Origin of the sequence: uncultured Lacinutrix sp., from assembly GCF_947500325.1 — a bacterium.
Lineage (GTDB): Bacteria > Bacteroidota > Bacteroidia > Flavobacteriales > Flavobacteriaceae > Lacinutrix.
The window spans coordinates 1-26,672 of the sequence record NZ_CANMRQ010000002.1 but is presented as its reverse complement, the minus strand read 5'-3'; the positions used below and the strand labels follow the sequence as shown (position 1 = coordinate 26,672).

Sequence of the window (26,672 nt, the reverse complement as noted above, 5' to 3'; positions counted from 1 at the left end):
TTAAATGGATTAAAGGAAACAGCGCGTGTTTATTTATTCATCTGAACTATTTACAGTATGGTATTCATTTTTTGGCTACCGTCCTAAGGTTGGGATGTATAAACGACCCGCTAGATTTCCTTTTGGCGGGTCTTTTATGATATGACTATCAAGGAATCAATACAGACTTATTTAGAATGGAAACAGACACATACAAGTGCAGCATATAACTGCTACAGAATTAGATTAGAACAGTTTGCAGATTTTGTAGCTCCAAAGCGGCTACTTTCAGAAATTAATGGCGATGACATTATTGCTTTTCATCGCAGTTTAGAAGACAAATACAGCTTAAATACTATTGCATATTCAGCTAGAGTGCTGAAAAACTTCTTCTGGTTTTGGCATGGACGAGGGCAAACACAGTTTAACCCAAAGGAAATTATCCCAATACGTTTTGTAAGCGCAGATAAAGATATGGTGAGCGCTGAAGACTTAAGTGATATGAGTGATTTGTTAGGCACAGATAATTTAGCAGAATTACAGAAAAAACTAGTAATCCATATCTTATGGGATACAGGAATGAGACTCAGCGAACTTTTGGATTTAAAAATCTCGGACATTAATGAACAAGGGGAAGACGGACTACGAACCGCCAAAGTAAGGACTCGAAAGAGTATGCGTTATAACCTCGTTATTTGGGGAGAAACCACCAATGACCTTATCAATCGATATTTAGGTATTCGAATTTGCATTGACGCAGAGTCTGACAACCTATTAATTAATCCAAAGACTGAAAAGCCATTTACACCAAGGAGCATTCAACGTTGGATTACAGAATTATCTGATATGGCAATGCTAGATAAGACAATTACTCCACATAGTTTTAGACACGGAAAAGCCAATTTCATTTTAGACCAAGGGGGAAGCGTTCGTGATGTGAGTGCGATTTTACGTCACGTGAAGCCTGAATCGAGCTTCCAATATATGCAGTTATCACAAAAGCGATACAAAGATGTGGCTAGACGTTACTTAAATACATTCTCCATGAGTGCAAATAATTTTCAAACCGCATAAAAACAATCCAATACTGGGTTGTTTTTTGTTTTGTTTAAGTATATAATTACAGGCAGTACTTTCAGCTATGAATATGATAATGTAGTGATACTCTTTTTACAAAGTATAATACTTTGTATTTAAGTTACTATTAAGTCGAATTAAATGGTCAGACCATTAATTATCTCTAGGGCATATAGCCCTTTAAAAAATAGATTATTAATGTCGTAAAATACCGTTTATGCGACATCGAGTATTTCAACATTATCCTATTGGGCTATGGCTCTAAGGGTGGAAGTACGTAAAAACTTAATTTTAGTATGACTAAATTTTATAATGTTGTTACTCGTAAAACTATTAGTGGCACTGCCACAGATAAGAAAATCTACCACAAGGTAGGTGCTGTTAAAGTAACAGAAAATGGTGGTTGGTTCTTGCAGCTATATCATCAGCCAAACACAGACTTTATGATTTTCCCAAACCATAATGAATCTTTACCCGTGATTAATTTTTCATCTGATGAAGCTTAATCATACGACACCAGTTCCTAATGTGTTTTTTGATAAACAGATTGGAATGCTAAGTGGTTCAGCTGTGCGTGTGTATTTAAAAATTATCAGGAATCTTTTAGGGTGGCGTGATGCCAATGGAAATGTAAAACAGCGGGATTGGATTTCGCATTCGCAGTTTGAAAAAACGGGGCTATCCAACCGAAGTGTTACTAATGGAATACAAGAGCTATTGGAACAAAAGCTCATTAGTGTTTCCGATTATTTGGGCAATGATTTAACAGACCCTGTAAGACGAAAACGAGCCAAACGTGTCTTTTATGCACTACCCGTTCAAAACTCGGAAAAAACTACGTTTTACAACGAAAAAACAAAAGAAAAACCACCGCAAGTATTACTTACTACAAAAGAAATTTCTATACCAACGTACACCGCAAAAGAAAAAATGCCTGACCATATCCGATTGATGCAAATAAGAGACGAACAACAACGTAAACAATTAGAAAGAGATAGTTGGGTGTAACAAGGGAAAAGCTAACGCTTTTCTCCCAATAGTTGGGTCCATAATGGACATTAAAGTATTTTATAAGTGTCTACATAGACATTAATGTTATAATAATAAATATGAAAAAAATCGGTCAATTTGATATCCAAAAAGATGTATTCATAAGAAACGAAAAAGCTTATAAATCCATATTAAACGAACGTTCCTTTGAGATGTTACGCCTTAGAACATTAGAAGATATGACTTATATATCTATTGCTAAGTTATATGGTGTAAGTACATCACGTATAAGACAGATATGTGCTAGGTCTGTAGATAAGATTGAGAAGGCTAGATATGAAATAAGGTAAATTATCATCTGTGTAGATTTTGAATTTGATGTGTGTGTAAGGGCGATTTTAGGTGTTGACTTTTTTTGGTATTATGCTATGATAATGAGGAATTTAAAATATTAGTTCCTTATGACAACACAATTAAAACCTATAGAAATAACATGTAGAAATGGTGTATACCAATTCGCATCTGAAAACCCTCTTCAAGAACAGACTTCTTTTAAGAAACTTGAGGAGTTACCATACTTTCTTAATGATAGTAATTCAAGAGAAGAATTTGTAAGAGAAAGTAAAAAGGTGAAAAAAGAGTTTTTCACAATTATCTATTATAATAAAGATAATGAGATGATTGGATTTTCAGATTACAAACGTCCATTTACTATTGAAAGTGACGTTTCTACAGTAGTACGAAATGCCCTTATGGTAGATGCAAAAGGTGTGGTACTTGCTATTACAAGACCTAGCGTTAATTTTCGCCCAAAGAAAATGACCCAAAATCATTATCAGGAAGCTGTAAAATTAAACGAAGCTTTATCTACTGTTGGTATTTCAATGTTATCCTATGCTGGATATGACTACTTTAGTGTAGATTACATAACAGACAAATCAATTTAAAAAAAGCCCGATTACGGGCTTTTCATTTTATTTAATAGCATTTATAGTTACCAGCTAATGTCTTATACTGAGTATCAGCTAATGACATGTCATTCTTTGCAGCATAATTTGTATTTAATTGCTCAATAATTTCATTAGCCTTTTTATTTACTATATGTAAGACTACAGGGATTTTTATAATTCTTCCATCATCATTATTATGTGTCTCGTGTTGTGCAAAACCCATTGTTGTAAGTGAAAGAATGAGTACTAATGTTGTTATTTTCATGATCTATTTTTTAATCTTGAAAAGTGTTTAGTAAATAAAAATAGTTGTTTTTCAATTGTTTGTATGTATCGCAATCACCATTTAAACAATTTCCTTCTTTATCAAAAATTATAGTTTTGTTATCAAAAGTATAGGCTTCTATATTGGAATTGGAAGAAGAATAATCAATATTCTCAAATATTGGTGGGATTATATATAACCCATCAAAATTTGAAACTCCAAAGCCAGATGATTCAGAAGTATATATAGATTTGTCTTTTGATATTATTATTGAGCTAGTGAAAATGATTCTTTCGCTATCACTATCTATACCAATTATTGAATCACATAAAATATCTATGTAACGATTTTCTGAAAAGTTATAGATAGTATGTCGTTTTTGCTTTTGCACGCTTAACGAGTTTTTATGAAGATTAATAACATGTGTTGATGTATCATCATTTTTAATTTTGTAATTATCTTGAGTGATTTTTTTATTTGGAATATTAAGATATGGCTTAAATGATTTTTTTGAAGAATAAGATTCTTCGTCATACGAAACACCTGTGAGTAAAATTTTTGATTCAGAATTGGAGTAATCTTTTAAATAGAAAAAGAGATGGTTTTTTCTATTGACCCTATATTCAGATTCTTTTACAGGTAATGATAAACAATTTAGATTTCTACTCTTTTTGAGGTCTTCAATAATTGTATAATAATACAACGTGTCGTAAGAATTAAATACACTAAAGATAAGGACGTACTTTTTTGCATTTGCAATAGCAATTAAATCTTCTACTCTTGCTATTTCCTGTTTGAATTTATTTCCTTTAAGCTTGAACTTAAACTTTTTTAAATTTATTTTTTTATCAAAAATTTTAGTTCCATTGGTATCAACAAATGATTTTTCAATTTCTTTAAAAATTTGTTTTTCACCTTGATATTCAGCATGTATAGATTCTATAGTAGTTCCTTTTAAGATACTAGAGCTTCCCTTAATCTGTTCTAATGTATTGTAACAATCACTCAATTTTCCACCTGTTTGATTTATAAGTACACTACAATCTGCAACACCATTTAGTATGCCTTTCATTAAGAATCGACTTTCGTTAATTGGTAAAATATCAAAAGCTTTATATTGACTAGAGAAATCAGGATTCAATTCAAAGCCTGTTGAACTTTTTGCGAAAGAAAATAATTCATTACTTTTTTTATCTATTACATATATTCTCTCTCTATCTTCAACAACAGCTCGTCCAAACTTAAATGGTCTTACCTTTTCATATCTAAATGGAATGTCTTTATAGGAATCATCCGTACTTAAAAATCCATATTTATTAGATTTTTTAACAATCACGAACCCTTCGATTTCATTACCGACAAATAAATAGTTTGGGTCATTTTTTATTTTTTCAATATCAAAAAGATAATCTTTGTTTCCTTGCTCGTCTGTTTCGATAATAACTTGGTCTCCATAATCATTATTTAAACAGGATGCTGTTTGGATATTCTGTTTGTATTGTTTCAGGAGCTCAATTCCTTGAGGTTTCTTTGGATTATCATTGGGGAGTTTTTCCAAAACTTTTGCAAAACGAACAAGTGTACTGTCCCATTTGCTTATTCTTTGATTAAGGTCATCTAATTTCCGCAGGGTGCTATCAAGTTTTATGTTCATCAACTTTTGAAACTCCTTGCTGATAGCAGTCTCACTTTTTTCGGGAGAATAAAAAACTTCTGAGTCTTTCCCCTTGAGATAAACAACTCCTGTATTAATAATGACCTTTTGATTACCACTTATATTGATGCCTTCTTTTACATTTTGAACATTATAGACCTTGTCCACTTTTTCGGAAAAACTTAATTGAAAATCTAAAGGGACAGCACAGTATTCTGCTTTTTCATTCAATATTTTTTTGATTTCTATATTGCTTGTCTTCTTGGAATCCGATTGGCAGAACGATATGCTGACATTTGTAAAACAAAGTATTACAAACAGGAAAAATCTATTATTCTTTTTTATCAAGATCATCGAGGTTGTTTATATTTTGATGGTTTTCTACCTTACCGACATTGCCCTTAAATTCATTTTTAAATCCAAAGTTCTTTTCTTCTTTACTTTCTGTGACTAAAACAACTCTTTCAAGCGAATCAATTGTTGAGTTCTTTCTTCTGATGAGTTCTTCAGAATGTTGTTTTGAATTCGTAAGTGATTTAATTTGAGTTTCTTTTAAATTTATATTGTTTTGAGCCATAAATATATAAATGATTCCAAAAAGAAGGAATGCTCCTAATATATAAGATAATATGGTTAATAGTTCACTCTTTTTTTTGACTTTATTTTTTGACTCGATGAGTGCTACTTTTTCAGACTCAGATTTTGATAATAAATCTTTTTCTGATGTTAATTTTTGAATTAACTCCTGTTCGGTTTTAGTTCGAAGATTTAATTGTTGTTCTAGTTCTTGTTTTTCTTGAACCAGTTTTTGATTGTCTTCTTCTAAAGTTCTGATTTCTTTTGTTTTTTCAGCATCAAGAAAACTGGTGTCAAATTTATAATCCTCGAAAAAATGCTTTATTATTGGTTTTATACAAATAATTAGAGCTTCTACATATGATTCTTCTCCTGCATTGTCTGTTCTGTCATTGGGATGACTACCCATGTTACCTTCATCATTTAAAAATTTAAGTGCAGGTCTAAATTTTTCATCTAATATATTTCCATTTAAAAGAGTCTCATATTTTTTCTTCATTGTATTAAGGTCTCCAAATCTTAGATGGTGATCGGTAGCTTCCTTCTTATAATACTTTTTTAAAAGTTGAATTAAAATTGCTTCTAAAATCTGTCGTAAATCTTGTTTCTTATTAGCTATTATTTTCTTCTTGAATAGTTCAGCATATAAGTTTCTAGCCTTATGATGATATGTCGTGTAATTTTCAGTCATATATTTTTTGTTAAAAATAGTTAAATTTTAACACTTGACAAGATTATAGTTTTTCTGATATAATGTAATGGAAATCAAAATATTATATTATGAAATTTATTCAAAACTTCGATTTACCAATCGAAACAACCGTCTTATTTATTTGCCCCAATTCGGAAGAAAATAGCCTAGAAGATTTAGAGAACAAACTCAAAGAACTTGGTATTAACTTCAGAGAGAGTGATGATTCAAATATTGATGGAGCACCCGAAATTGATTTAAGTAAAAATAAGGAGTTGCCACAAAGAAAGTGGAATCAACTTATGAATTATCTTAAAAAAAATCAATTTCGAATTGTAATTGAATCTAAATTTAATTGAACTAATGATTCAAAACAATTTAATACTTAAAACATTCACCTTTATGAATGTTTTTATTTTACATATTTCCTTACCGTCGCTCTATCAATTCCTAATAAAGAAGCAGCTCTATTTTTATTCCCTCCACAACGCTCAGTCACTTGTTGAACGTGTTTTTTAATAACCGCATCCAATCGTAAAACAGATGCTTTATTATCACGAATCATCTGCTTTGGTATATCTTTTAATGTAATCTTTCCTTTACAAAAGGTATAGAAAACTTCTACCATATTAGACACTTCTTTAAGGTTTCCTAAAAAAGGATACTGCAAAATAAAATCCCAAGCCTCTTTTGATATATGTTCGATATAATCTACTTCTAATTTAGTATAAGTAGTTTCCATAAAATAACCTACCCATTGTTTCCGTTCTTTTTTACTCATTGTGTAAAAAGAAGGCAACTGCAATTCGGCAATCGCCAATCGGTAGTGTAATTCTTTATGAAATACACCTTGATCTCTTAGGACATACAGATCTTCTGTTGTTATAGCAATTATGCGAACATCCATATCAATATCCCTGTTAGAACCTATGCGTTGAAATGCTTTTTTGCCCAATACACTGGTAAGACGTATCTGCAATCGAAGGGGTAATTTTTCAATATCTTCCATAACAACAGTACCGCCTTTAGCACGTTCAAATAAGCCCGTAGTAAGTTGTGTGGCGTTTGAAAATGCACCTTTTGCATAACCAAACAGTTTGGTCTCTAATACTTCTTCCCGAAAAGCACCACAGTTGATTTTTAGAATAGATTTGTTCTTTCGGTTGGATTCACGATGAATGTAATTAGATAAAAAGACTTTTCCAGTACCCGATGCTCCTTGAATTAAAACTGTAGTTTTATCATTTCCTGCAAGTTGAATCGCTTTAGTATATATATCAGTTAATGAAGCTGTAACAAAAGGTTTTTGGATTTTATTGTTATCTCTAGCACCATAGTTATCCCGTGCATTGGTAACTCCAGCATAGCTAGAAACATCAAACTTTATATATTCTTTCGGTGGTGTTCTACCATCTTTAATGAACCGAGCTTCTCGTCTTCTGAAAAATTGAATCGTATCTCGCTGAAATAATTCACACCCCATTAAATACCAAGCTGTCTGCATAGATGGTGTACCTGAGCTTACAAATACTTGTACATCCATATCTTTCAATAATACCTTAACAAGACTATCAATTTTATTCTTTATCGTTCCGATAGAAAGAATATCATCAATACTCATATACCTTACAATCACTTGTTTTTTAAAATCATTACGGAGTTTACCTGCCAATCTTTTACATTTTAATTCCGCTTCAAGGTTTTCGTTTTCGTTATACTGGCTCAGCAAATAATGAATATCAAAATCCTTCCCAAAATCACGATAGAGTGAATAATGTGGGCCGTTCTCATTAATGGAAAAGTCCGACGAGTCTCTATTCTTTCTAAGAAAATCGTGTCCTGTGGCTACCCATGATACTAATATTTTACTCATATTTCTGTGTAAAAATTAAGCACAAGATAAAAAAATCATCACTTTTTGAAATGTAAATACTTATAAAATAAGCGAAAAAAGATTTTTAGCAAAAGAGGTTATCCTATAAATGTAACATTTTAAAACTAAAAATCATGAAACAAAAAGTGAAGAACAACGTATCGGAAAATAACAGTATAACTGTGTTCAGATACAAAATGGCTGATTTAGAGCAGCAGCTCTTAAAACAACACGAAACAATTAAAAAGGACGTCGCCATTCCTTTAGGTAAAGACTTAGGGAATATGAAACCCAGTAAGCCCGAAGCGAACTGTGAAAAAGACGTCTACAGCGGTGTCATTAATGGAGCGTACTCCAAGATGATGATGACGGCAAAGAAGGAGTTACAATCGGAGATTGAATCCCACCACATTGTAGCGGATAAAGCGGAAGCGGACAGGAAATTACAAGAGTTGGAAACAGAACTTGAAAAGACCGAAACGGATTACCGTTTGAAAAAGCGAGAGCTTGAGAAGTGTGACAACACCTTAAAGAAGAAGGCTGCACGCTATAAGTGGACACGACTTATTTTAATGTTTTTAGTATTGGTAGATACTTTGATATCAGGTACGGCACTACAGGCTATGGGGTATCCGCTTATCACATCTTACATTATCGGACTAGCCATCGGTATTGGGATATTCTACATTGCAGAGCATCTCCACGAGATTATCGACAAGGGAAAAACCTTGTGGCAGAAACGCCTCATAGCAGTTACAGTTTTTGTAGTGTTATTTGGAATCTTCTACGTGTTAGGCATCTTTAGAACAACCACTTTTAGAGGTAATGATGTATTTGGTGGTGGCGCAGGACCGCTTTACTTCGCTTGTCTCAACCTATTCTTTACCGCAGTAGCAACGCTAGTGGTCACATTTGCTGGACTTAGCCGAGCGGAAAAGAAGATATGGGATAAGTACCGAATTGCTGAAGATGAAGCAAAACAGCTTAAAAAAGAAGTTGATGAGTTAAAATTGAAGATTGCTGAAGTTCGTAAACAACAGAAGGAATCGGAGCTCGCACGTACGCAAATACAAATTTATGCGCACGATATGCAAGAGCTCATCCAGCGATTATACGAGGAGTCACAGAAGACATTTTATAGTACCAATTGTATCCATCGCTCTGATGGTAAGGTGCCGAAGTTCTTCGAAGATGACATTCCAATGCTTCCATCATTCTATAAAGGTTTAAGTATATAGTTATGAGAAGTTGGATATACATATTGGTGATTGGGCTGACGATGTCAGCCTGCACCAACTCAGAGCAAACAGGAATCACTATTTCTGTTTTAGAAGACGTGACAGAAACCGACTTTGTCGCAAAGCCAGATATTGAGGCTATACAGTCACGGTTTAACCTAGAAGCTAATTCATGGCAATCCGCAACATTTCGTTATGGTGCTATTAGCAGTCTAGTTCACAACAAACGTTCAGAATTCTCTCTTGGTGGTGGTACTGCTCTAATGGGAAATCAACTAGAACGTGATGCTGAAATCAAGCAGTTCTACACTAAAATGGACGCTACGTTATCACAGCCAAAAGACAGTACAGTTCATCAATACTCTTCTATTTGGAAGCCATTAGTAGAAGAACTAAAGCATCTACAGAAGGACACCATTAGTCAAACGACGCTATGCGTCTATTCGGATTTGCAGGAGAATAATGGCGATTGGTTCTCGGTACATCGATATAAAGATTTGATGCTACTGGAAAAGTCTTCCGAAAAGGTGAAAGCATTGTTTTTACAGCAGGCATCTGGCGTGATTAAAGGCAGTTCTAATATCAAAGTTGTTGTGGTGTATCAGCCACGGACAATAAAGCAGGACAAAGCTTTCGCAATGATGCGAAAACTATATACGGCTGTATTTGGAGAGTTAGGTATTCCTGTCGCATTTATCTCTAATCTAGATTAAATCGAATAATATGAAAACGATACTAACACTATTACAATTCATCTTCAAAATTGTTTTGATCTGCGTGTATATGGTGACACGTGGATTGGAACTCTTTTTAGAAGCATTCAATAACGCATTTAAACAATTATTAGGAAAATGAATATACAGGATTTTGGCATACTAGCTATGGAAAGAACGGGAGAGTTTTTAGACGGCATTTTAGATAAAATCGCTGGTAAAGACCACCGCCTCAAGGCGGGTTTTACATCAGCATCAAAACTGATTTCTGGAAGATATAAAGGCTTTTCCGTTACAGGGAAAAAGCATTTATCAGTACAGCAGTCACGTAACAATATGGTGATTGTTTCGCCTAGTGGTGGCGGCAAAACAACGACCATTATTTATCCAACTATTTTCAATATTGGAAATGATAAAAATGGTGGTTCTATGCTCATTAACGATCCTTCAGGGGAGTTAAGCAAAACACGTAATTTCTTATTACATCGTGGTTATAAAGTGGAAGAAATCAACTTTGGAGACAAAACCAATTCGTTGTATTACAATCCGCTTCATAGGATTCAGACCAATGCGGATGTAAACAAAGTAGCGAGTATGTTAGTACGAGCTACTAGCAAAGATTCGGATTTCTGGACACTTAAAGCAACCGAGCTTATCGGACTTTGCATTCATCACTTACGTGCTACAGAGCCACGTATTCATCAGAACCTAGCTAATGTCTATAGAATACTAGAAACATTAGCTGGAGAACCTGAGGTGATTGATAGTTATTTTGCAGCGACTACGCCTAAACATTTATGGCGTAAGTTTTTGTCGCTGATGGGTAATTCTGAAAATACTCGTGCGAGTATCATTAGTTCAGCACAAGCATCTTTAGCCTTTTTAGGCGAAGACGAAACGCTATGTGATTTAACTTCTGTTGATACATTCAATTTCGAACAATTACGCAAAGAAAAGGTAGCTGTGTTCTTGCGCTGTCCATTGTCAGACATGCAGTATTACAGCACTATTTTAAGCATCTTTTGGGAGCAATATTTCTCACACGTATTTAGAAGCTTACCGAGTAAAAACGATAATGATGTGTTTGTAATTTTGGAAGAGCTATCAAGCTTACATCTACCCAACCTTGCAAACGTAATATCAAATTCTCGTAAGTTCTCTATGCCAATTATGGGTGTGATTCAATCCGAAAATCAGTTGTACAACAACTACGGCGTTCACAACGGTAAGACGATTTTAAACAATGCCAATGTGAAAGTGTACTTCACTGGACTTTCAGATGAGAGTCGTGCTATCTCAGACACACTAGGTGTTTATGAATATCAAGATGAAAATGGTAGTAAGCGTATTCGAACACTTATGACTCCAGACGAAGTGCGCACGATGTCTAAAGACGAAATCATTATCGTACCAAGTGGGATGCAGCCGCTAAAGTGCAAAACTATTCCATTCTACAAGCAATCTAAATTGGTTAAGTATATGGAATTACAAGCACCAGAGAATGCAGAAATTTTGAATGCTGAATATACAGCACAGTACATCGATTTTGAGAAATACAGAGATGATAAGAATCAAAGACCACAAGACAATGAAGTACAGTAATATTTATGAGTATATGGATATGGTATTTGAAGCAAATACCAATCCAACCAAAGCAGAAATTATCGAAGCCAAAAAACAATACTATAAGCTTTGGCACAGAGAATACAACCGCAAACGTAGAAAAACTCGTAAAGAGTTTAGGCTTGGTTTTGATGTTAAAACGCTTGGACGCATCAAACAAGAAAAGGGAACACGAACGGTCTCGAAATACCTATACGATGCTGTATTCAACGCATTAGACGGTGGCTCTAAATCAGATTTTGACAATGAACAATTAGTTGTCATCCATCAAAAACTGATGCAATTGATTGCACTTACAGAAGAAGTGCTCGAGCGCAATGGGGAATCTACAGAGGTAGAAGAAACACTTGAGCGTATTGAATCACTAGAACTAGAATTTTCAAAATTGATAACATAAGCTGTGATTATCAAAAGTAAGTCCATAAAAAGTAAAGCCAATCTATCTAATGTCCTACGGTATATTCTTGTAGGACACGATCTGACAGATTCAGGTTTTGTATTAAGCAGAGCCATTCGTGGCGATAGAAAGTATCACAAGGAACTAGAGCAATCTAAAGGAAATTCAATGCTTGAAACAGCCGTTTTGGAGGCTCGTATCGACAATATGCTAACTCAGTTCGAAACTAATAACGATAAGCGGTTAATTCCGCATAAAAACGGCAACAGGGCGTATCACGAAATCATTAGTTTCCATACAAACGATTCTAAAAATCTGTCCAGGGAGGCTATGCTCGATGTGGCTAGAACCTACGCTAAAGAGCGTAGTCCAAATTCACTGGTAGTAGCTTCTATGCATAGAAATAGAGAACATCTACATATTCATGTAATTGTATCTGCCGTAGAACTTGGCGGAAAAGTAAAACGCTTGTCTAAGAATCAGTTCCGTGAGCTGAAGCAAACTATGGAACGCTACCAAGAAAAGTACCTAAAGCTTGAGCATAGCAGAGTCAATCATTCAAAAAAAAAGAACCATCGCTTCTAAAAGATGTGGAATACCAACTCCAATTAAGAACAGGAAAGCTATCCGAAAAACAGCAACTGCAATTAGACCTTGCAGAAATCTACAGTAAGGCTTCATCATCAAAAAATTTCATACAACTCTTAAAAGAAAAAGGGCATGAACTCTACAAACGTGGAAGCCAATTAGGTATTAAAAAAAGTAGAAAATACCGTATTAAAACACTCGGTTATCCGATGGAAAAACTACAATTACTTGACCAAAATATTGAAAGAAACAAACGACTATCTCAAGTGCGAAATTTGAGAAATAGACGCTCCAAAGGTAGAGGATTTGATCGTGAGCGTTAACTAATCGTAGATTAAAATACAAGCAAAAAAAAGCTAACAAGATTCAATTCTGTTAGCTTTTTTTGGTTTAGGGGTTCTAGGGTTTCCCTAGCAAGAATGCACCTTTTGGTTATGTGTCTTCAGACCTTAAGCCATAAGGTGCAATCTTGCCACGATGTCGCTAAAAGGGAACACTAGTTGTTACCGACTTACGTCATCGTGCCAGCAGATGTTCCAAAAAGCCAAATGGTAAGGCGACTTTGGATATCTGCTCGCGATATGTCTTTTACTGTATCTTCCAACCTGTATCAAATTTCTTAAAGACAACTTCTCCTTCTTGTATTTCCATATTACAATCTTTCTTATTAGTCTTATTAAAATACGAGCTTGACTTTCTAATTTGGAACAATGGAAGGTTTTCATATTTATAACTAAATCGAACTGTAGCTGTTCCATCTTCGTTATGGGCTATGGCAACAATATCTTGCACACTACTTGTGGCTACTCGATATGTTTTTCCGTTTACCCTATAACTTTTTGCTTTCTCGGTGGGAAAGTATTCAACACCATATCCATATTGTTTAACTCTCAAATAACCTTGTTTTTCAAGATCTTTGACCATCTTAACAATAGAATTATAGTTCCTGTCATTTTTGTAATAGGCATCGCTTAGCCTTTGTGTACAGTCCTTTTTAAATTCCTGCTTAATAATCGTCAAAGCTTCTTCTTTGCTGATTTTTGACTCAGAACAAGCCGTTAGTGTTAATGCTGTTAGAAAGCACAGTACAAGTAGTTTTTTCATAAATAGTTGAATTTTAAATGTTAAAAAGCAAACATAAGAAAATATGTTTATAAATGAGGTAATTTATTTGTGGTAACGTGAAGTAGCATAAAAAACCACCTTTGTTTGGTAGAAAATCAGACAATTATGGCAAAACAAAAAAAGAAAGAAGAAAAGAAATACGATTCAAGAATAATGAGAGTTGCCGATAAATTAGAACGTATGCGAATTGAAAAAGGATTTACTTCTTATGAGAATTTCGCTATAGAATATGGTATTTCAAGAATGCAGTATTGGCGTATGGAGAAGGGTACTAATTTTACTTTTGAAAGCCTGCTAAAAATACTAGATGCTCATAAGATTAGTTTGGGAGAATTCTTTAAGGATATTGAATAGGCATGAGTTATAAATCCACTACTATATATCAAGTAATACAGGATATAGAGAATTCCAAAATGTTTTTACCTGCAATACAAAGAAAATTTGTTTGGGGAAAATATCAAATAGAACAACTTTTTGACTCTTTAATAAAAGACTATCCCATTGGGACATTTCTCTTTTGGCACTTGCCTAGAGTTAAGGCTAATGAATATGTGTTTTATCATTTTTTGAAAAAATATGATATACGAAACCCTTATAATTCTAAAGTTGAATCATCTTTTTTAAAAGATGAAATAATTGGGGTTTTAGATGGTCAACAAAGATTGAGTTCCATCTATTTGGCTTTACAAGGAACTTATACAGATAAGAAGAAATATTTAGCTTGGGATAACCCTAGGTCTTATTTTAATTCAACACTACATTTAAATCTATTTACTTTACCGTATGTACAAAAGCAACACGAATCTCTTGGTTTTGAAACTACAGTTATAGATGAAGATAGAGATTTCCAATTTCTGTTTTTAGATATTGATAAAAAACATAAACAATCATCAAATGAGTTTTGGTTTAATGTTAAGGATATAATGCTTATGGGTGAAAACAATGAAGTTGATGCATATTATGAAGCTATAAAAAAAGAAATTGAAAATGATGAAATAAGAGAAATTTTTGAATCGAAAAAAACATTCATAAAAAAGGCATTAAACAAGCTTCATGAAAAAATTTATAAAGACGAAATAATAAATTATTTTAAAGAAGGAAGAACACAATTAGATGATATATTAAAGATTTTTGTGAGGGTAAATAGCGGAGGTACTGTTTTGTCAAAAACAGATTTATTATTCTCAACTATTGTTGCAACGTGGGAAGATGGAAGAGATAAAATAGAGAAGTTTTTAAGCGAATTAAACTCTAAAGGTGAAGGGTTTAATTTTAATAATGATTTTTTAATGAGGTGCTGTTTGGTTCTTTCCGATTTACCTGTACTTTTTAGGGTAAACTCTTTCAAATCTGAGAATGTACAATTGATAAAGAACAATTGGAACTCTATAAAAGAGGCTCTTAATAAAACTGTTGATTTATTGGTGAGTTTTGGATTTAATGGCGGTTTACTAGCTTCTCAAAACTCAATTATAATTATTGCTTACTATCTTATAAAAGGAGGCAAAGAGAATAGTTCTGACGTTGAAAATATCAAGAAGTATCTATTACATTCCTTATTGAAAAATGTTTATGGAGGTCAAGGAGATCAGGTTATTACTAGCTTTAGAAGTGCTTTAAGGGAAAAGAATATAGATGGTAGTTATAAGTTGAAAAATATAAACTTCTCATTTGATTTATTGTCTGGTCAAAAACTAACCGCTAATAAGTCTTTAAAGATTAACAAAGATGATATTGAAGAGTTTCTAGGTTATAGAAAGGGACAAAGTTCGTTTTTTGTGTTGTCACTTTTATATCCTAATTTGAGATACGGAGAGGTGAAGTTTCAACAAGATCATATTCATCCTGAATCTCGGTTCACAGATGCAAAATTAAGAGCAGAAAGTATTTCAGAATCAAAATGGGTTTCTTGGCAATCAATGAAGGATAGTCTTCCAAATCTACAACTGTTAGAATCTAAAAAAAATAATTCTAAAAACGATGAACACTTTTTAAGTTGGCTAGATAATTCAAAAGATATTCTTGATAGAGATAAATTCTGTATTGATAATTATATTCCAGTAGATACAAGTTTAGAGTTTGCAAACTTTGAAAAATTCTATAAGAAGAGAAGAAAATTATTAAAAAAGCAATTGAAGTTAGTATTAAATATTAACTAGATTTTTTTCTTGCTTTATCCAATTCAGCAAGACGGTTCTTCTTTTTAACTTCTTGTAGCTTCTCAAGTTTGTCCTTCTCGATAATGGTATCAGTCATCACTTCAAATACATTACGGTTGTATTCTGAAAGTTTATCCACCATCTCTAATTTCTGAGCAATGGACTTATCTGTAATCTCTCTAGACTGAAATAACTCTACTACGGAAACTTCAAGTGCTTCAGCTATCTTTTCGATACTCGCCAAATTAGGCACTACTTCCATATTTTCAATTCGGCTGTAGGTGCTGGCTAAAAGCCCTGTACGAGTTTCAATATCTTTTTGATAAATCTTCTTTTCCTTACGAATTGCCTTCAAGTTTGCCGAAAGTATTTGCTGTGTAACACTCATTAGTTCTAATTATTTAACTTCAAAATTAGTTGAATTAATTGTAAACAGCAAAAAACACATAAAATAATTATATTATTTGTGTTTAAAAGCATATATTTGAATATAAATTTGTGCTTGAATCTATGTAAAGCGTAAAATTACAAAATATGAGTCAATTAAATACTTCAAATATCAACCATTACATCTTCCAAACCGAGGTGCTGGAGTTCCACATTTTAGGTGGGCTGAACATTCACGGTTTAGATCGTATGCGAGTTACTTTGAAGGTTAATAGAATTGAAGATGCATTTCATGCACTCCGCCATAATATTGATTTGTATAATTCTAACGGAGTTGAAAAGCTAGTTCGAAAGCTAGCTGAATACTTGGAAGTTGGTACATCGGTAATCAGACGCTCTTTGCAGCAGCTGATTAATTTATTAGAACAGCATCGCTTGGAATTATTAGCCAAAGAAAACGAAGAAGAAGTTTTTGAATATCTGCTAACCAAAAAGGAACGCAGACAAGCAATAGACATTTTACGTTCAGAAAAGCTGATGGAAAAGACCAATAAGTTAATTGGTGCAAGTGGTGTGATTGGGGAAGAAACAAATCGACTATTGATGTATTTGATATTCACTTCTAGGAAAACTGCATCTCCATTACAATGTATCTCTTACGGAAAGTCTGGCTCGGGAAAAACTCATCTTCAATCAAAAGTTTCAGAGCTTATCCCTGAAGAAGATAAAATAGAAATGACCGTTTTATCTGCTAATGCTTTCTACTACTTCAAAAGAAACGAGCTTAAAAACAAACTAGTGCTTATTGAAGATATGGATGGTGCAGAAGAAGTATTGTATCCGTTACGAGAATTACAAACCAAGAAACGTATTACTAAATCTGTAGTTCAGAAAGGTATTGGTGGGGAAGGCAAAACGAAAAGCTTAACCGTTGAGGGTCCAGTATCGGTAGCAGGGTGTACTACACAAGAATCTGTGTATGAAGATAACAGCAACCGTTCCTTCCTACTCTATATAGATGAAAGTGAAGAACAAGACGAACGCATCATGGCATATCAGCGGAGAGCCTCCGCAGGTAAGGTAAATGTTCAAGAGGAACTGGATGCAAAGAAAATATTGCAAAATGTACAACGCTTATTAGCACCTGTTTCGATTCGTAATCCGTATGCCGAGCATTTGATACTACCCAAATCAGTATTCAAACCACGACGTACCAATGCTCATTATTTGCAATTTATAGAAGCGGTAACCTTCTACCATCAGCACCAACGTGAATCACAGTTTGATATTCATACAGGCGAAGAGTACATCGAATCTACATTAGAAGATATTAAAGTAGCGAATGATTTGATTAAAGAAATTCTGCTTCGTAAGTCAGATCCTTTAAATGGTGCAACACGAAACTATCTAGAACGCCTCAAGGCGTATTTGGCAAACAAACAGGATACGCTTTTTTTTAATCAAGAAATCAGGAAGGAACTGCGTATCAAAGAATCCACACTACGCAGATACCACCAACTGCTATTACAAGAAGGTTATATCAAGAAGCGCAACGATATCAAAGGCGAATCCTTTAGTTATGAGATTGTGGATGTGGAGGAATTTAAACACCTAGAGGATACGATTGACAAGTCATTGAATGTATGTTTAGAAAAGCTACAAACAGCAGAATAAATGTTTGCCACACCGTGCTACGGTGCGCCAGCTTCGCCACTGGTTCGCCACTGGTAAAATGGCGAACCTAACTATTTGAAAATCAAATAATGGCGATGGGTTCGCCACGAAAAGTCAAAAATATAAAAGGTATGAAAAAATTAGTCCTTAAAAATCAAGCATTTATCGAGTTACTAGCTTCGTATAAGAACTGGTTGGATGTGCTTGGCTACGCTGAATCTACCGTTTATAATCTTCCGAATCATCTTCGGGAGTTTTTTCATTTCTTGGAGTGCCGCGGGCACACCGATATCACAAAAATAACAACTAAGTTAATTCAAGACTATTACAAAGAACTGGCAGGACGAACAAACCAAAGGCGTGATGGTGGATTATCAAAAGCATTTTTAAACAAGCATCAACAAGCACTTAAAAAATTTCTTACCTACTTAAAAGAACACAATGCCAATATCAAATTTGGTGTTCACTTACGTGGAGAGAAAATAGAATACCATACTACAGATAAGATCATCTTAACTCAAGACGAAATGAAGCTACTTTTTGAAGCCTGTGCAGTATCTCACATGAGCGAACATTTTCAGATGCGTGATCGTGCCATTTTAGTGTTGGCTTACAGTTGCGGTCTACGTCGTAATGAAATAGTACATATCAATACAGAAGATATTTTGTTTGAGAAACAACGTATTTATGTGCGTAAAGGGAAGAATTATAAGGAACGCTTTGTGCCAATCAACAAATACAATCTTCAACTACTCGAAGAGTATCTATATGAAGGAAGACCGGAGTTTTTAGGTAACTACCAAACGGATGCATTGTTATTATCACAATTCGGAAAACGCATCAACGATATGTCTATTGCTAATCGTTTAAAGGCAATTATAGAAGCTACAGAAGACGAAACGATACAGGGTAAACATATTACTTTACATACACTACGCCATAGCATAGCAACACATTTGTTACAGAATAATGTGCCGATGAAATCTATCAGTCAATTCCTCGGCCACTCTTCGATGGAGTCGACCCAGATTTATACTCATCTCGTTAAATCAATGAACCAATGAAACACTACGACCAATACTTAAGAGAACAGGATTATGCCAAGACGACAATTAATAGTTATTTAATTGCCAAGTCTCGATTTATCGAGTGGTGCGATTCTAAAGGTTATGAAGCTGAAACTATTGATTACAAATCTTGTCTCGAATATGCAAAAAAGTTACAGCGAACTCGTAATGGAAAAATGCCTTCTAAAAGTACAGTAAGACATCAAATCGGTGCATTAAAGATTTACTTTAATTATTTGGTTGATGAAAATTATCGAGGTGATAACCCTATGGAGAGTATGAATATACGTGGTGTTAAACGCACGCTCAATCATAATCTTTTAGAGTTTGAGGAACTAGAAGATTTGTTCTATTCCTACCCAACACGAAATATCGAATTACCAAGCAGTCCTCACGTTGCTATGCGTGATAAAGTGATAACTGGAATGATGGTGTATCAAGGCTTAAACGCTACTGCACTTAAGACATTAAAAGTGGAACATATCAACTTGGAACGTGGGAAAATCTATGTGCCATCTACTCGAAAAACCAATTCCCGTGAACTGGAAATTAAATCGCCACAAATCCTTTCTTTGGCGGAATATATAAATGTTAGCAGGGAAGCTATACAAAACTCAATTGGATGCCACAGCGAGGCTTTTATTCCGCAAAATAGCGATAGGTTTGCTGTTACTTACTGGCTTTTCAAAAAACTACGCAGAATTAACCATAATGTAAAAGATACCAAGCAGATTCGTGCGTCTGTAATTACGTATTGGTTGCAGTACCACAACATACGAGAAGTGCAGTATATGGCTGGACATCGTTATATTTCTTCAACAGAACGTTATGTTCAAGATGACCTTGAAAGTCTACAGGAGGTTATTGATACTTTGCATCCTATTTCTTAAAGTTATTAACAGCTCTGTAAGTGTTGATTTTATTGGTGTTTTAAAACAATTGAATCATGACCACGAAAAGCATCATTGTTAATAACTGAAATTCTAAAAAAGGGTAAAATAAGATATATTTGTCTTGCTGAAGAGATAGTCTAAAGTTTTCTGATTTACTTAGTATGTAAGCTTACAGCATAACTTTAGATTATCTCGAATAAGAATCCACTTTAGTTGTATTAAAGTGGGTTTTTCTTTTAGCAAAAATAAACAAAAAGTGTCGGTTATTCTACCTGGATTTAGTTAACTTAAATAACAAAAAAATAATCCGCTATAATTTCTATCTTTGTATATTAGCTTAGTTGCTTTATTAAAATAATAAAAACGAAGAAATACAGTGAATGTAAATGATTTTTCAGTAGTAGATTTATTCTGTGGAATTGGAGGTCTAACTCATGGATTCATTAAAGAAAAATTCAAAGTCGACGCAGGAATTGATTTTGATGAAACTTGTAAATATGCTTTTGAAAAAAATAATAAATCTAAATTTTTTCACGAAGACATTACTACATTAACTAGTGAGGAATTAGTATCTAAATATACTGAAGGTAAAAGAAAGATACTAGTTGGGTGTGCACCTTGCCAGCCTTTTTCTATTTATAATCAAAAAGGAGGAAAGAATACAAAAGACAAATTAAAGTTAAAAAACGAAAAATGGAAACTTCTATATTCTTTCGCTAATTTAATTGATGAGGTTGAGCCAGAAATTATTTCAATGGAAAACGTTCCTCTTTTATTAACTTTTGATAAAGGAAAGGTTTTTAAAGATTTTGTAAAAAGATTAAAAGACAAGAATTATTTTGTTACTTATCATATAGTTAATGCACAGGACTATGGTGTACCACAAAGAAGAAAAAGATTGATTTTGTTTGGGTCAAAGCATGGAGAGGTAAAGTTAATAGAGAAAACTATCAAAAAAGATAATTATGTAACAGTAAAAGATGCTATTGGACACCTTCCTCCAGTAGAGGATGGTATTGCGCACCCGAAAGATAGTATTCATGTTGCTAGAAAACTAACGCCATTAAATAAAAAAAGAATTCAAGCAAGTAAACAAGGTGGTACTTGGCAAGATTGGGATGAAAGTTTATGGTTAGAGTGCCATAAAAAAGATAGTGGTAAGAATTTTAAAAGTGTATACGGAAGAATGAAATGGGATGATGTTGCTCCAACAATGACTACCTACTGTATTGGATTAAGTAATGGTCGTTTTGGTCATCCAGAACAAGATAGAGCAATAACATTGAGAGAGGCAGCACTCATACAAAGTTTTCCAAACAATTATAAGTTTGTAGACCCCAAAAAAGAAGTATCTAATAATGTAATTGCTAGACAAATTGGTAATGCTGTACCTGTTGGATTGGGAGTTGTTGTAGCAAAAAGTATAAAGAACCATATAAAAGAACTTGAATCAAACTAACAACATAGATGACCAATCATTACAGTGGAGAGTTGATGTAAATGCATTTAGACTGCTAGGACGTGAATTAATTACTGATAGAGTAACTGCAATATTTGAATTAGTTAAAAATTGTTATGACGCAAACGCTGAAGAAGTAACAGTAACATTTAACAATGTATCTACAATATCTGAAAAAAGTGAAATAATAATTAGCGATAATGGTACTGGAATGTCATTTGCTGATATTAGAGATAAATGGATGGTTGTTGGAACAAATAGTAAAAGAGTAAAATTATATTCTGATGCACCCTATAATCGGAAGTTTGTAGGAGAAAAAGGTGTTGGAAGATTTGCTGTTGATAAACTTGGGGCAAGAGTCAAAATAAAAACTAAAGAAAAAAAAGATAAAAATTGGCTTTGCGTTAATATCAATTGGGATGAATATGAAAACTTATCCAACAATGCTGTAGAAGGTCAATTATCTTTATTTACTGAAGTTAAAAATAAATATAGCTATGAGCCTGCGGAAGTAGATAAAAAAGGAACAAAAATTATTATCTCAAAAATATTTGATAAATGGTCAGTAAATGATATAGAAAGACTTTATAAAGAATTGTCAAAATTAATATCTCCCTTTTATCCTGTAAATCCACCATTTGAAATCAAGATAGATTCTAATGAATTTATTTCTTACCAAAATAAACCTGTTAAACCTGATGCGGTAAAATACTATTCTCATTATGCAGAAATAAAATATGATTCAGATAAGGGTATGCAAGAAACCTTAGCTTTTGATTCAAAAAAAGGAGACTTATACAAAATGCATATTGATAAACAAAATTTTGGACCTGTCAAAATGCGAATCTATTATTTTGATGAAGGAGCAAAAAGGAAATACCGAAATGCATATAAAAATGACGATACAAGAATTGATGGGATAAAAATATATAGAGATGGTGTTATAACTACACCCTTTGCGGAATACGAAGATCATGTAGAAAAAAAGAGAGATATTCTTGGAATAGATAAGAGTAGATATAGCGGTGCTTTTGACCATGTCGGTATTAGAGAAGTTATAGGTGTTTTGGATATTACAAAAAAAGATAACCCTCAAATTATTGATGCAACAAATAGGCAAGATTTTATTGATACCAAAGAGTATAAAACCTTAAAAGAATTTATCCTTCAGCAATTGGATGCATTTAAAGAGCAAAAAAAATATTCAAGAGTTGCTAAAAGAAGTGTTGTTGAAAACAAATTAATTGATGCTGGTTCAGATGTAAAAACCTTTGAGAAAGAATTATCAAAAATTGAAAAAGAATTAAGTAAGACTAACCCAGATGCAAAAAAAAATATAGCTAAATTAAAAGAACAAGCTAAAGGGTTACACAGGGTAATCAGTAAAGGGATTTCTGAGCAAAAAAAATATCAAAAAGAAGTAGAAAGAAAAGAAAAGATTCTTTACAGCATAGTTTCAATGCAAGAATTTGCATCACTTATTACTCATGCAGTTAGAACTTCTATCGCAAAAGTAAAGCATCTAGGCGAGTTTTTTAAGTTGAATTACCCTAATCCAAAGTTTGATAAATTCTTTAAAGAGTATGCTGTTATGATTTATAACGAAATGGATACACTTTTATCTGTTACCGATTTTATGTTGAGTTTTGCTAATGTTGATGAAAGTTCATTCGAAGAATTTAATGTTTCAACATTAATTAGTGATTTATTAAAAAAACAATATAGTTCCGTTTTTAGAAAAGAAGGTATCGAGTTAGAACTTGGTCTTAAAGATGATTTTGTAATTGAAACTAATAAAAAAGCTTTTCAAGATATTTTTCAAAACCTAGTTTCTAACTCTGTCAAAGCTTTAACAAATACTAAAAACAAAAAAATAAAGTGTACAGGCTATTTAAATACTAACAATTTTGTGATTTATTTTTCTGATAATGGTTATGGTCTTGATATGAATGATAAGGATTGGATATTTGGACTTTACAATACCCGTACTGCTGAACAGGGTGGTGCTGGAGTTGGACTGTACGTTGTAGAAAAACAAATTAAAGCATTAAATGGGGATATTGAAGTTGTTGAGAATGAATTCAAGCCAACTGGTGCTACTTTCAAAATAACCATCCCTTTCAATAATAAATAAAATGAATGAAATAACACCATCCAAAATAGTAGTCATACATGATGATATAAGTGAAATTTCACCGATTATGGTTGAGATGAAGGTTAAATATGGAGAAGATAATGTAATACTATTTCAGCATTCCCAAGAAGGGTTAGATTATGTTTTAAATAATCTTGGTCAAAAAATGGTAGTACTTCTTGATAGGAATTTTCATGATGGAAAAGAGATAGATGGAATTGAAGTATTTGAAAAAATAAGAGAGAAGACATCTTTAGTATATGTTATATTAATTACTGTTAGTAAAATTTCAGAAATTGATGGTGAAGTACTTAAAAAGCTTATAAATAAAGACCTATTCAAATTAGAAAGTTTTACTTCTGATTATTCTAAAATTTTAAAATTGATTGATGAAGCTATTTTAGTTTTAGGTGTTAGAGTTGATGCAGTAATAGAAGATTGGATAATGAGACATCCAAATGAAAAACGAGACCAAGTTATTCTTAAAACTAAAGAAGGGCGCTCATATACTATGAATGAAATTTTGGAAAGTATTAGGATGCAAACTGAAATTGGAGTAACATTTGAGAAGAATTTATTAAAATTGGCAATTGAATTATTTAGCCGACAAAAATTAAAACTGGATGATTAGTACTATTGTTGGCTATGATGATAATGACTATGAATTAGGAGAATACTTTGAGGAAAGTTTTAATAATATAAAAAAGTCATTAATTAATAATAATGGGGTGAATTTAATTCCAATTCAAGGTCTTGATTGCACTGAAGAAAAATTAGAAGAAACAATAGATTCTTTTAATGGAAACAATTTTGTTGTAATTGGTCTCATGCATGGCAATGATGAACAAATCGGAACTGAAAATGAAGTTTTCGTTGATGCAGATAACATTGACCATTTAGATGGCTCTCTTTTTTATACTCCAGCATGTAGTACCGCAATTATATTAGGTAAGTCTTTAGAAGATGTTGCAGAAACATTTGTGGGATGTAATGAAATTACACTATCTACTTACGAAAAGTATAATGATATATATATTGATTGTGAAAATTATTGTATCAAAGAATTTCTAAATTCAGAACTAAATATTGAAACATGTTTTAATAACATGATTAATTATTTTGATGAACAAATAGAATTATTGAGTGAAGAAAATGATGAAATATTAGTCGCTATGGAATTGATAAATAATAGAGATGCTTTTAGATTATTAGGGAATAGAGAATTAACTAAAACTGATTTAGTGAATTAAATTAATAATTGGGCTGCCTAAAACTACATATTGAACCACTACCTAGTTTACGAGTAATACACTCAAAAAAAGGTCAAAAGGTCTCAAAAAACAGGGGTAGTTACTATCCCTTTGGCTTGAAACATAAAGGGTATAATAACGTGGTAAACGGCACCGACCATCCGTATGGCTTTGGTGGTAAAGAAGAACAAAATGAATTAGGACTTGGTTGGGTAGATATTACTGCTCGTAATTATGACCCTGCTATAGGACGTTGGATGAATCTTGATCCACTTGCAGAACAAATGAGGCGTCATAGTCCTTATAATTATGCTTTTAATAGTCCCGTTTATTTTATTGACCCAGACGGGATGGCACCTCAAGCTAATGAATGGCCTCCTAAGGGATGGTGGTATAATGAAACTGGCGGAAGTAAAGTAATCACTTTAGGACTTCATAATATTAAAGCACCTGTGCTTGATCGTGTAAAGTTCTCTGGTTTTAGTAAAGGAAATGAAATTATTGCTAATACATTAATAGCAGGTTATAATTCAGTAGCTTCAACTTGGAATGGAGCAATGAATGGGGAAACTTTAGGAGATATGACTTCAGATGGTATTGCCGAGATGGGTAATATGACAAGAAGAGTAGAAAGTGGAGAAGCGACAGTACAAGACGTTGAAAATATTTTAGCCATGACAGCAACTGCTGCTGTCTTATATAAAGTTACTACCCCACGAACTAATAAAAAAAGTAGTGTTTCAACAACAGATCAAATAATTTCAGAAGCAAAAAGAGTACATCCCGACGTAAATACAACAACCTTAGAACCTGGGCCTAATGCAGGATCATCAATACCTGCCAGAAGTACTAGTCAACGATTTAATGCTACAGAAAGAGCTACCATAAATGAAATTGGAGGGACAGAAGGATGTCATACTTGTGGCTCTACTAATTCTGGAAGAGCTTCAGGTAATTTCACACCAGATCATCAACCAGTAAGTTCTTTGGTTCCAGTTGGAACTTCGCAAAGATTATACCCTCATTGTGCAGGGTGCTCTTCTTCTCAAGGAGGAACAACATCTGGATTGTTACGAAAAGGTTATAATGCTAATAATATAATTCCGTTATTTGATAATCAATAAAAAAAATGATGATAGAATATTCAATAATAGAACTAAAAGATTCTTTTGTAACTCTGGGATTAAATGATACAACAGGTAAAGAGTTTTTAATAAATAAAGGAAATTATTCTAATGATGATATTAAACAAGTTATCGATTATATTCTTGCCTATATAAAATCAAGTGATATAAAGATAAATAATAAAGAAACTATTAGTTGTGGTTCATGGCTGATACAATTTATTTATGATAATACATACATTAAATTATATGAATTAAAAGATGTAAATAGTAATACAGGTGAAAACATTTTTGAATTTGATTTATCGATTACTATTGATTTATATAAGAGACAATTTGAACTTTGTAAATTAGAAAGTGTAGAACCTTTAATCCCTAGAATAAATCAGAAAATTGCAATATCTAATAATATTTATGAAGGGGCAGAAGTAAACGGCGTCAGGTATGAAGCCCCTGAGCATATGTCTGGATGGTATTTAACATCTAATGACTATAATGGAGATATTAATACTTTATCGGTAGACTATTTGTTTTATATAATAAAAGCTAGACCAGAATTAATTAAATTTCTAGCATTACCAGTAGGCTTTAGATTTTATATTGACTCTAAATCTTCAGAAATTTGGAAAGATGAAGATATATAGGGTAGTGTTCCAAATTAGGACATGCCAAAAATAAAGAAGTTAAATAATTAAAAAACAGTAGCTAGTAGAAATATTAATTGCTGTTTTTTACTTTTTACTACATTTGAAACTATGAACACTATCAAACAAATATATCTAGCAG

General features: G+C 33.0%; 29 protein-coding genes. 23 read left to right on the top strand and 6 right to left on the bottom strand.

The window, feature by feature from the left end:
* Positions 1 to 141: 141 nt before the first annotated feature.
* The 5 genes from Q0997_RS02910 (at position 142) to Q0997_RS02890 (ending at position 2,993) form a co-directional block, all read left to right on the top strand.
* A complete protein-coding gene (locus Q0997_RS02910; protein ID WP_299884284.1) occupies positions 142 to 1,053 on the top strand; it encodes a tyrosine-type recombinase/integrase in 912 nt (303 codons plus the stop codon).
* Between the two features lie 299 nt (positions 1,054 to 1,352).
* Positions 1,353 to 1,562 carry a hypothetical protein gene (locus Q0997_RS02905; RefSeq protein WP_299884282.1) on the top strand — a complete coding sequence of 70 codons (210 nt, stop codon included), beginning with the start codon at positions 1,353 to 1,355 and terminating at the stop codon, positions 1,560 to 1,562.
* Complete coding sequence (locus tag Q0997_RS02900) at positions 1,552 to 2,064, top strand: hypothetical protein (protein WP_299884280.1); 513 nt, start codon at positions 1,552 to 1,554, stop codon at positions 2,062 to 2,064. The genes Q0997_RS02905 and Q0997_RS02900 overlap by 11 nt, the downstream gene beginning before the upstream one ends.
* Before the next feature lie 101 nt (positions 2,065 to 2,165).
* Positions 2,166 to 2,396 carry a sigma factor-like helix-turn-helix DNA-binding protein gene (locus Q0997_RS02895; protein ID WP_299884278.1) on the top strand — a complete coding sequence of 77 codons (231 nt, stop codon included), beginning with the start codon at positions 2,166 to 2,168 and terminating at the stop codon, positions 2,394 to 2,396.
* A 111-nt stretch (positions 2,397 to 2,507) separates the two neighbouring features.
* Entirely contained in the window at positions 2,508 to 2,993 is a 486-nt protein-coding gene (locus Q0997_RS02890) for a JAB domain-containing protein (RefSeq protein ID WP_299884277.1), read from the top strand.
* A 31-nt stretch (positions 2,994 to 3,024) separates the two neighbouring features.
* Here the strand turns inward: Q0997_RS02890 and Q0997_RS02885 are convergent, their stop codons facing one another.
* From Q0997_RS02885 to Q0997_RS02875, 3 genes are all read right to left on the bottom strand, one after another.
* Positions 3,025 to 3,261: a hypothetical protein gene (locus Q0997_RS02885; RefSeq protein WP_299884275.1), complete on the bottom strand. Its 237-nt coding sequence runs from the start codon at positions 3,259 to 3,261 to the stop codon at positions 3,025 to 3,027.
* A gap of 10 nt (positions 3,262 to 3,271) precedes the next feature.
* Positions 3,272 to 5,146, bottom strand: a complete 1,875-nt coding sequence (locus tag Q0997_RS02880; protein WP_299884273.1) for a hypothetical protein — start codon at positions 5,144 to 5,146, stop codon at positions 3,272 to 3,274.
* A 100-nt stretch (positions 5,147 to 5,246) separates the two neighbouring features.
* Positions 5,247 to 6,182, bottom strand: coding sequence for a hypothetical protein (locus Q0997_RS02875; protein ID WP_299884271.1), 936 nt, complete (start codon positions 6,180 to 6,182; stop codon positions 5,247 to 5,249).
* A gap of 89 nt (positions 6,183 to 6,271) precedes the next feature.
* Between Q0997_RS02875 and Q0997_RS02870 the strand changes: the two genes are divergently transcribed.
* Positions 6,272 to 6,541 carry a hypothetical protein gene (locus Q0997_RS02870; RefSeq protein ID WP_299884269.1) on the top strand — a complete coding sequence of 90 codons (270 nt, stop codon included), beginning with the start codon at positions 6,272 to 6,274 and terminating at the stop codon, positions 6,539 to 6,541.
* Positions 6,542 to 6,594: 53 nt separating this feature from the next.
* On the opposite strand, the gene Q0997_RS02865 is transcribed toward Q0997_RS02870, so the two are convergent.
* Positions 6,595 to 8,055, bottom strand: coding sequence for a sigma 54-interacting transcriptional regulator (locus Q0997_RS02865; RefSeq protein ID WP_299884267.1), 1,461 nt, complete (start codon positions 8,053 to 8,055; stop codon positions 6,595 to 6,597).
* A gap of 134 nt (positions 8,056 to 8,189) precedes the next feature.
* Here Q0997_RS02865 and Q0997_RS02860 point away from each other — a divergent pair, with 134 nt between their 5' ends.
* From Q0997_RS02860 to Q0997_RS02835, 6 genes are all read left to right on the top strand, one after another.
* Positions 8,190 to 9,293, top strand: coding sequence for a hypothetical protein (locus Q0997_RS02860; protein ID WP_299884266.1), 1,104 nt, complete (start codon positions 8,190 to 8,192; stop codon positions 9,291 to 9,293).
* A gap of 2 nt (positions 9,294 to 9,295) precedes the next feature.
* Positions 9,296 to 10,006, top strand: coding sequence for a hypothetical protein (locus tag Q0997_RS02855; RefSeq protein WP_299884263.1), 711 nt, complete (start codon positions 9,296 to 9,298; stop codon positions 10,004 to 10,006).
* A 138-nt stretch (positions 10,007 to 10,144) separates the two neighbouring features.
* The gene (locus Q0997_RS02850) at positions 10,145 to 11,608 is read left to right on the top strand and encodes a type IV secretory system conjugative DNA transfer family protein (protein ID WP_299884262.1); all 1,464 of its coding nucleotides are present in this window, start codon (positions 10,145 to 10,147) and stop codon (positions 11,606 to 11,608) included.
* Positions 11,595 to 12,026 carry a hypothetical protein gene (locus Q0997_RS02845; protein ID WP_299884260.1) on the top strand — a complete coding sequence of 144 codons (432 nt, stop codon included), beginning with the start codon at positions 11,595 to 11,597 and terminating at the stop codon, positions 12,024 to 12,026. Before Q0997_RS02850 ends, Q0997_RS02845 begins: the two co-directional genes overlap by 14 nt.
* 3 nt (positions 12,027 to 12,029) lie before the next feature.
* Positions 12,030 to 12,611 (top strand): relaxase/mobilization nuclease domain-containing protein, encoded by a 582-nt coding sequence (locus tag Q0997_RS02840; protein WP_299884258.1) that lies wholly within the window; start codon positions 12,030 to 12,032, stop codon positions 12,609 to 12,611.
* Positions 12,612 to 12,616: 5 nt separating this feature from the next.
* Entirely contained in the window at positions 12,617 to 12,937 is a 321-nt protein-coding gene (locus Q0997_RS02835; protein WP_299884256.1) for a hypothetical protein, read from the top strand.
* Between the two features lie 265 nt (positions 12,938 to 13,202).
* On the opposite strand, the gene Q0997_RS02830 is transcribed toward Q0997_RS02835, so the two are convergent.
* Positions 13,203 to 13,718 carry a hypothetical protein gene (locus Q0997_RS02830; RefSeq protein WP_299884254.1) on the bottom strand — a complete coding sequence of 172 codons (516 nt, stop codon included), beginning with the start codon at positions 13,716 to 13,718 and terminating at the stop codon, positions 13,203 to 13,205.
* 126 nt (positions 13,719 to 13,844) lie between these two features.
* Between Q0997_RS02830 and Q0997_RS02825 the strand changes: the two genes are divergently transcribed.
* Both Q0997_RS02825 and Q0997_RS02820 read left to right on the top strand, forming a co-directional pair.
* On the top strand, positions 13,845 to 14,093 hold the full coding sequence (locus Q0997_RS02825) for a helix-turn-helix transcriptional regulator (RefSeq protein ID WP_299884252.1): 249 nt from the start codon (positions 13,845 to 13,847) through the stop codon (positions 14,091 to 14,093).
* Positions 14,094 to 14,095: 2 nt separating this feature from the next.
* Complete coding sequence (locus Q0997_RS02820; protein ID WP_299884250.1) at positions 14,096 to 15,898, top strand: DUF262 domain-containing protein; 1,803 nt, start codon at positions 14,096 to 14,098, stop codon at positions 15,896 to 15,898.
* Here the strand turns inward: Q0997_RS02820 and Q0997_RS02815 are convergent.
* Entirely contained in the window at positions 15,891 to 16,286 is a 396-nt protein-coding gene (locus Q0997_RS02815; protein ID WP_299884248.1) for a helix-turn-helix transcriptional regulator, read from the bottom strand. The genes Q0997_RS02820 and Q0997_RS02815 overlap by 8 nt on opposite strands.
* Positions 16,287 to 16,432: 146 nt before the next feature.
* On the opposite strand from Q0997_RS02815, the gene Q0997_RS02810 reads away from it, so the two are divergent.
* The 9 genes from Q0997_RS02810 (at position 16,433) to Q0997_RS02770 (ending at position 26,530) form a co-directional block, all read left to right on the top strand.
* Positions 16,433 to 17,959, top strand: coding sequence for a hypothetical protein (locus Q0997_RS02810; RefSeq protein WP_299884246.1), 1,527 nt, complete (start codon positions 16,433 to 16,435; stop codon positions 17,957 to 17,959).
* 131 nt (positions 17,960 to 18,090) lie between these two features.
* Positions 18,091 to 19,023 carry a tyrosine-type recombinase/integrase gene (locus tag Q0997_RS02805; RefSeq protein WP_299884244.1) on the top strand — a complete coding sequence of 311 codons (933 nt, stop codon included), beginning with the start codon at positions 18,091 to 18,093 and terminating at the stop codon, positions 19,021 to 19,023.
* Positions 19,020 to 19,916: a phage integrase N-terminal SAM-like domain-containing protein gene (locus Q0997_RS02800; protein WP_299884242.1), complete on the top strand. Its 897-nt coding sequence runs from the start codon at positions 19,020 to 19,022 to the stop codon at positions 19,914 to 19,916. Before Q0997_RS02805 ends, Q0997_RS02800 begins: the two co-directional genes overlap by 4 nt.
* A 379-nt stretch (positions 19,917 to 20,295) precedes the next feature.
* Entirely contained in the window at positions 20,296 to 21,378 is a 1,083-nt protein-coding gene (locus Q0997_RS02795) for a DNA cytosine methyltransferase (RefSeq protein WP_299884240.1), read from the top strand.
* Entirely contained in the window at positions 21,365 to 23,512 is a 2,148-nt protein-coding gene (locus tag Q0997_RS02790) for a sensor histidine kinase (protein WP_299884238.1), read from the top strand. Before Q0997_RS02795 ends, Q0997_RS02790 begins: the two co-directional genes overlap by 14 nt.
* A gap of 67 nt (positions 23,513 to 23,579) precedes the next feature.
* Positions 23,580 to 24,143 (top strand): hypothetical protein, encoded by a 564-nt coding sequence (locus Q0997_RS02785; protein WP_299884236.1) that lies wholly within the window; start codon positions 23,580 to 23,582, stop codon positions 24,141 to 24,143.
* The gene (locus tag Q0997_RS02780) at positions 24,136 to 24,762 is read left to right on the top strand and encodes a hypothetical protein (protein ID WP_299884234.1); all 627 of its coding nucleotides are present in this window, start codon (positions 24,136 to 24,138) and stop codon (positions 24,760 to 24,762) included. Before Q0997_RS02785 ends, Q0997_RS02780 begins: the two co-directional genes overlap by 8 nt.
* 8 nt (positions 24,763 to 24,770) lie before the next feature.
* The gene (locus tag Q0997_RS02775; protein WP_299884232.1) at positions 24,771 to 25,886 is read left to right on the top strand and encodes an RHS repeat-associated core domain-containing protein; all 1,116 of its coding nucleotides are present in this window, start codon (positions 24,771 to 24,773) and stop codon (positions 25,884 to 25,886) included.
* A gap of 5 nt (positions 25,887 to 25,891) precedes the next feature.
* Positions 25,892 to 26,530, top strand: coding sequence for a hypothetical protein (locus Q0997_RS02770; protein ID WP_299884231.1), 639 nt, complete (start codon positions 25,892 to 25,894; stop codon positions 26,528 to 26,530).
* The last annotated feature ends 142 nt before the right edge of the window (positions 26,531 to 26,672 follow it).

What these genes read in the sequence shown, in the direction of transcription:
- Q0997_RS02910 (WP_299884284.1), top strand. Translation starts at nt 142, where the DNA reads ATGACTATCAAGGAATCAATACAGACTTATTTAGAATGGAAACAGACA.
- Q0997_RS02905 (WP_299884282.1), top strand. Translation starts at nt 1,353, where the DNA reads ATGACTAAATTTTATAATGTTGTTACTCGTAAAACTATTAGTGGCACT.
- Q0997_RS02900 (WP_299884280.1), top strand. Translation starts at nt 1,552, where the DNA reads ATGAAGCTTAATCATACGACACCAGTTCCTAATGTGTTTTTTGATAAA.
- Q0997_RS02895 (WP_299884278.1), top strand. Translation starts at nt 2,166, where the DNA reads ATGAAAAAAATCGGTCAATTTGATATCCAAAAAGATGTATTCATAAGA.
- Q0997_RS02890 (WP_299884277.1), top strand. Translation starts at nt 2,508, where the DNA reads ATGACAACACAATTAAAACCTATAGAAATAACATGTAGAAATGGTGTA.
- Q0997_RS02885 (WP_299884275.1), bottom strand. Translation starts at nt 3,261, where the DNA reads ATGAAAATAACAACATTAGTACTCATTCTTTCACTTACAACAATGGGT.
- Q0997_RS02875 (WP_299884271.1), bottom strand. Translation starts at nt 6,182, where the DNA reads ATGACTGAAAATTACACGACATATCATCATAAGGCTAGAAACTTATAT.
- Q0997_RS02870 (WP_299884269.1), top strand. Translation starts at nt 6,272, where the DNA reads ATGAAATTTATTCAAAACTTCGATTTACCAATCGAAACAACCGTCTTA.
- Q0997_RS02865 (WP_299884267.1), bottom strand. Translation starts at nt 8,055, where the DNA reads ATGAGTAAAATATTAGTATCATGGGTAGCCACAGGACACGATTTTCTT.
- Q0997_RS02860 (WP_299884266.1), top strand. Translation starts at nt 8,190, where the DNA reads ATGAAACAAAAAGTGAAGAACAACGTATCGGAAAATAACAGTATAACT.
- Q0997_RS02855 (WP_299884263.1), top strand. Translation starts at nt 9,296, where the DNA reads ATGAGAAGTTGGATATACATATTGGTGATTGGGCTGACGATGTCAGCC.
- Q0997_RS02850 (WP_299884262.1), top strand. Translation starts at nt 10,145, where the DNA reads ATGAATATACAGGATTTTGGCATACTAGCTATGGAAAGAACGGGAGAG.
- Q0997_RS02845 (WP_299884260.1), top strand. Translation starts at nt 11,595, where the DNA reads ATGAAGTACAGTAATATTTATGAGTATATGGATATGGTATTTGAAGCA.
- Q0997_RS02830 (WP_299884254.1), bottom strand. Translation starts at nt 13,718, where the DNA reads ATGAAAAAACTACTTGTACTGTGCTTTCTAACAGCATTAACACTAACG.
- Q0997_RS02825 (WP_299884252.1), top strand. Translation starts at nt 13,845, where the DNA reads ATGGCAAAACAAAAAAAGAAAGAAGAAAAGAAATACGATTCAAGAATA.
- Q0997_RS02820 (WP_299884250.1), top strand. Translation starts at nt 14,096, where the DNA reads ATGAGTTATAAATCCACTACTATATATCAAGTAATACAGGATATAGAG.
- Q0997_RS02815 (WP_299884248.1), bottom strand. Translation starts at nt 16,286, where the DNA reads ATGAGTGTTACACAGCAAATACTTTCGGCAAACTTGAAGGCAATTCGT.
- Q0997_RS02810 (WP_299884246.1), top strand. Translation starts at nt 16,433, where the DNA reads ATGAGTCAATTAAATACTTCAAATATCAACCATTACATCTTCCAAACC.
- Q0997_RS02805 (WP_299884244.1), top strand. Translation starts at nt 18,091, where the DNA reads ATGAAAAAATTAGTCCTTAAAAATCAAGCATTTATCGAGTTACTAGCT.
- Q0997_RS02800 (WP_299884242.1), top strand. Translation starts at nt 19,020, where the DNA reads ATGAAACACTACGACCAATACTTAAGAGAACAGGATTATGCCAAGACG.
- Q0997_RS02785 (WP_299884236.1), top strand. Translation starts at nt 23,580, where the DNA reads ATGGTTGAGATGAAGGTTAAATATGGAGAAGATAATGTAATACTATTT.
- Q0997_RS02780 (WP_299884234.1), top strand. Translation starts at nt 24,136, where the DNA reads ATGATTAGTACTATTGTTGGCTATGATGATAATGACTATGAATTAGGA.
- Q0997_RS02770 (WP_299884231.1), top strand. Translation starts at nt 25,892, where the DNA reads ATGATGATAGAATATTCAATAATAGAACTAAAAGATTCTTTTGTAACT.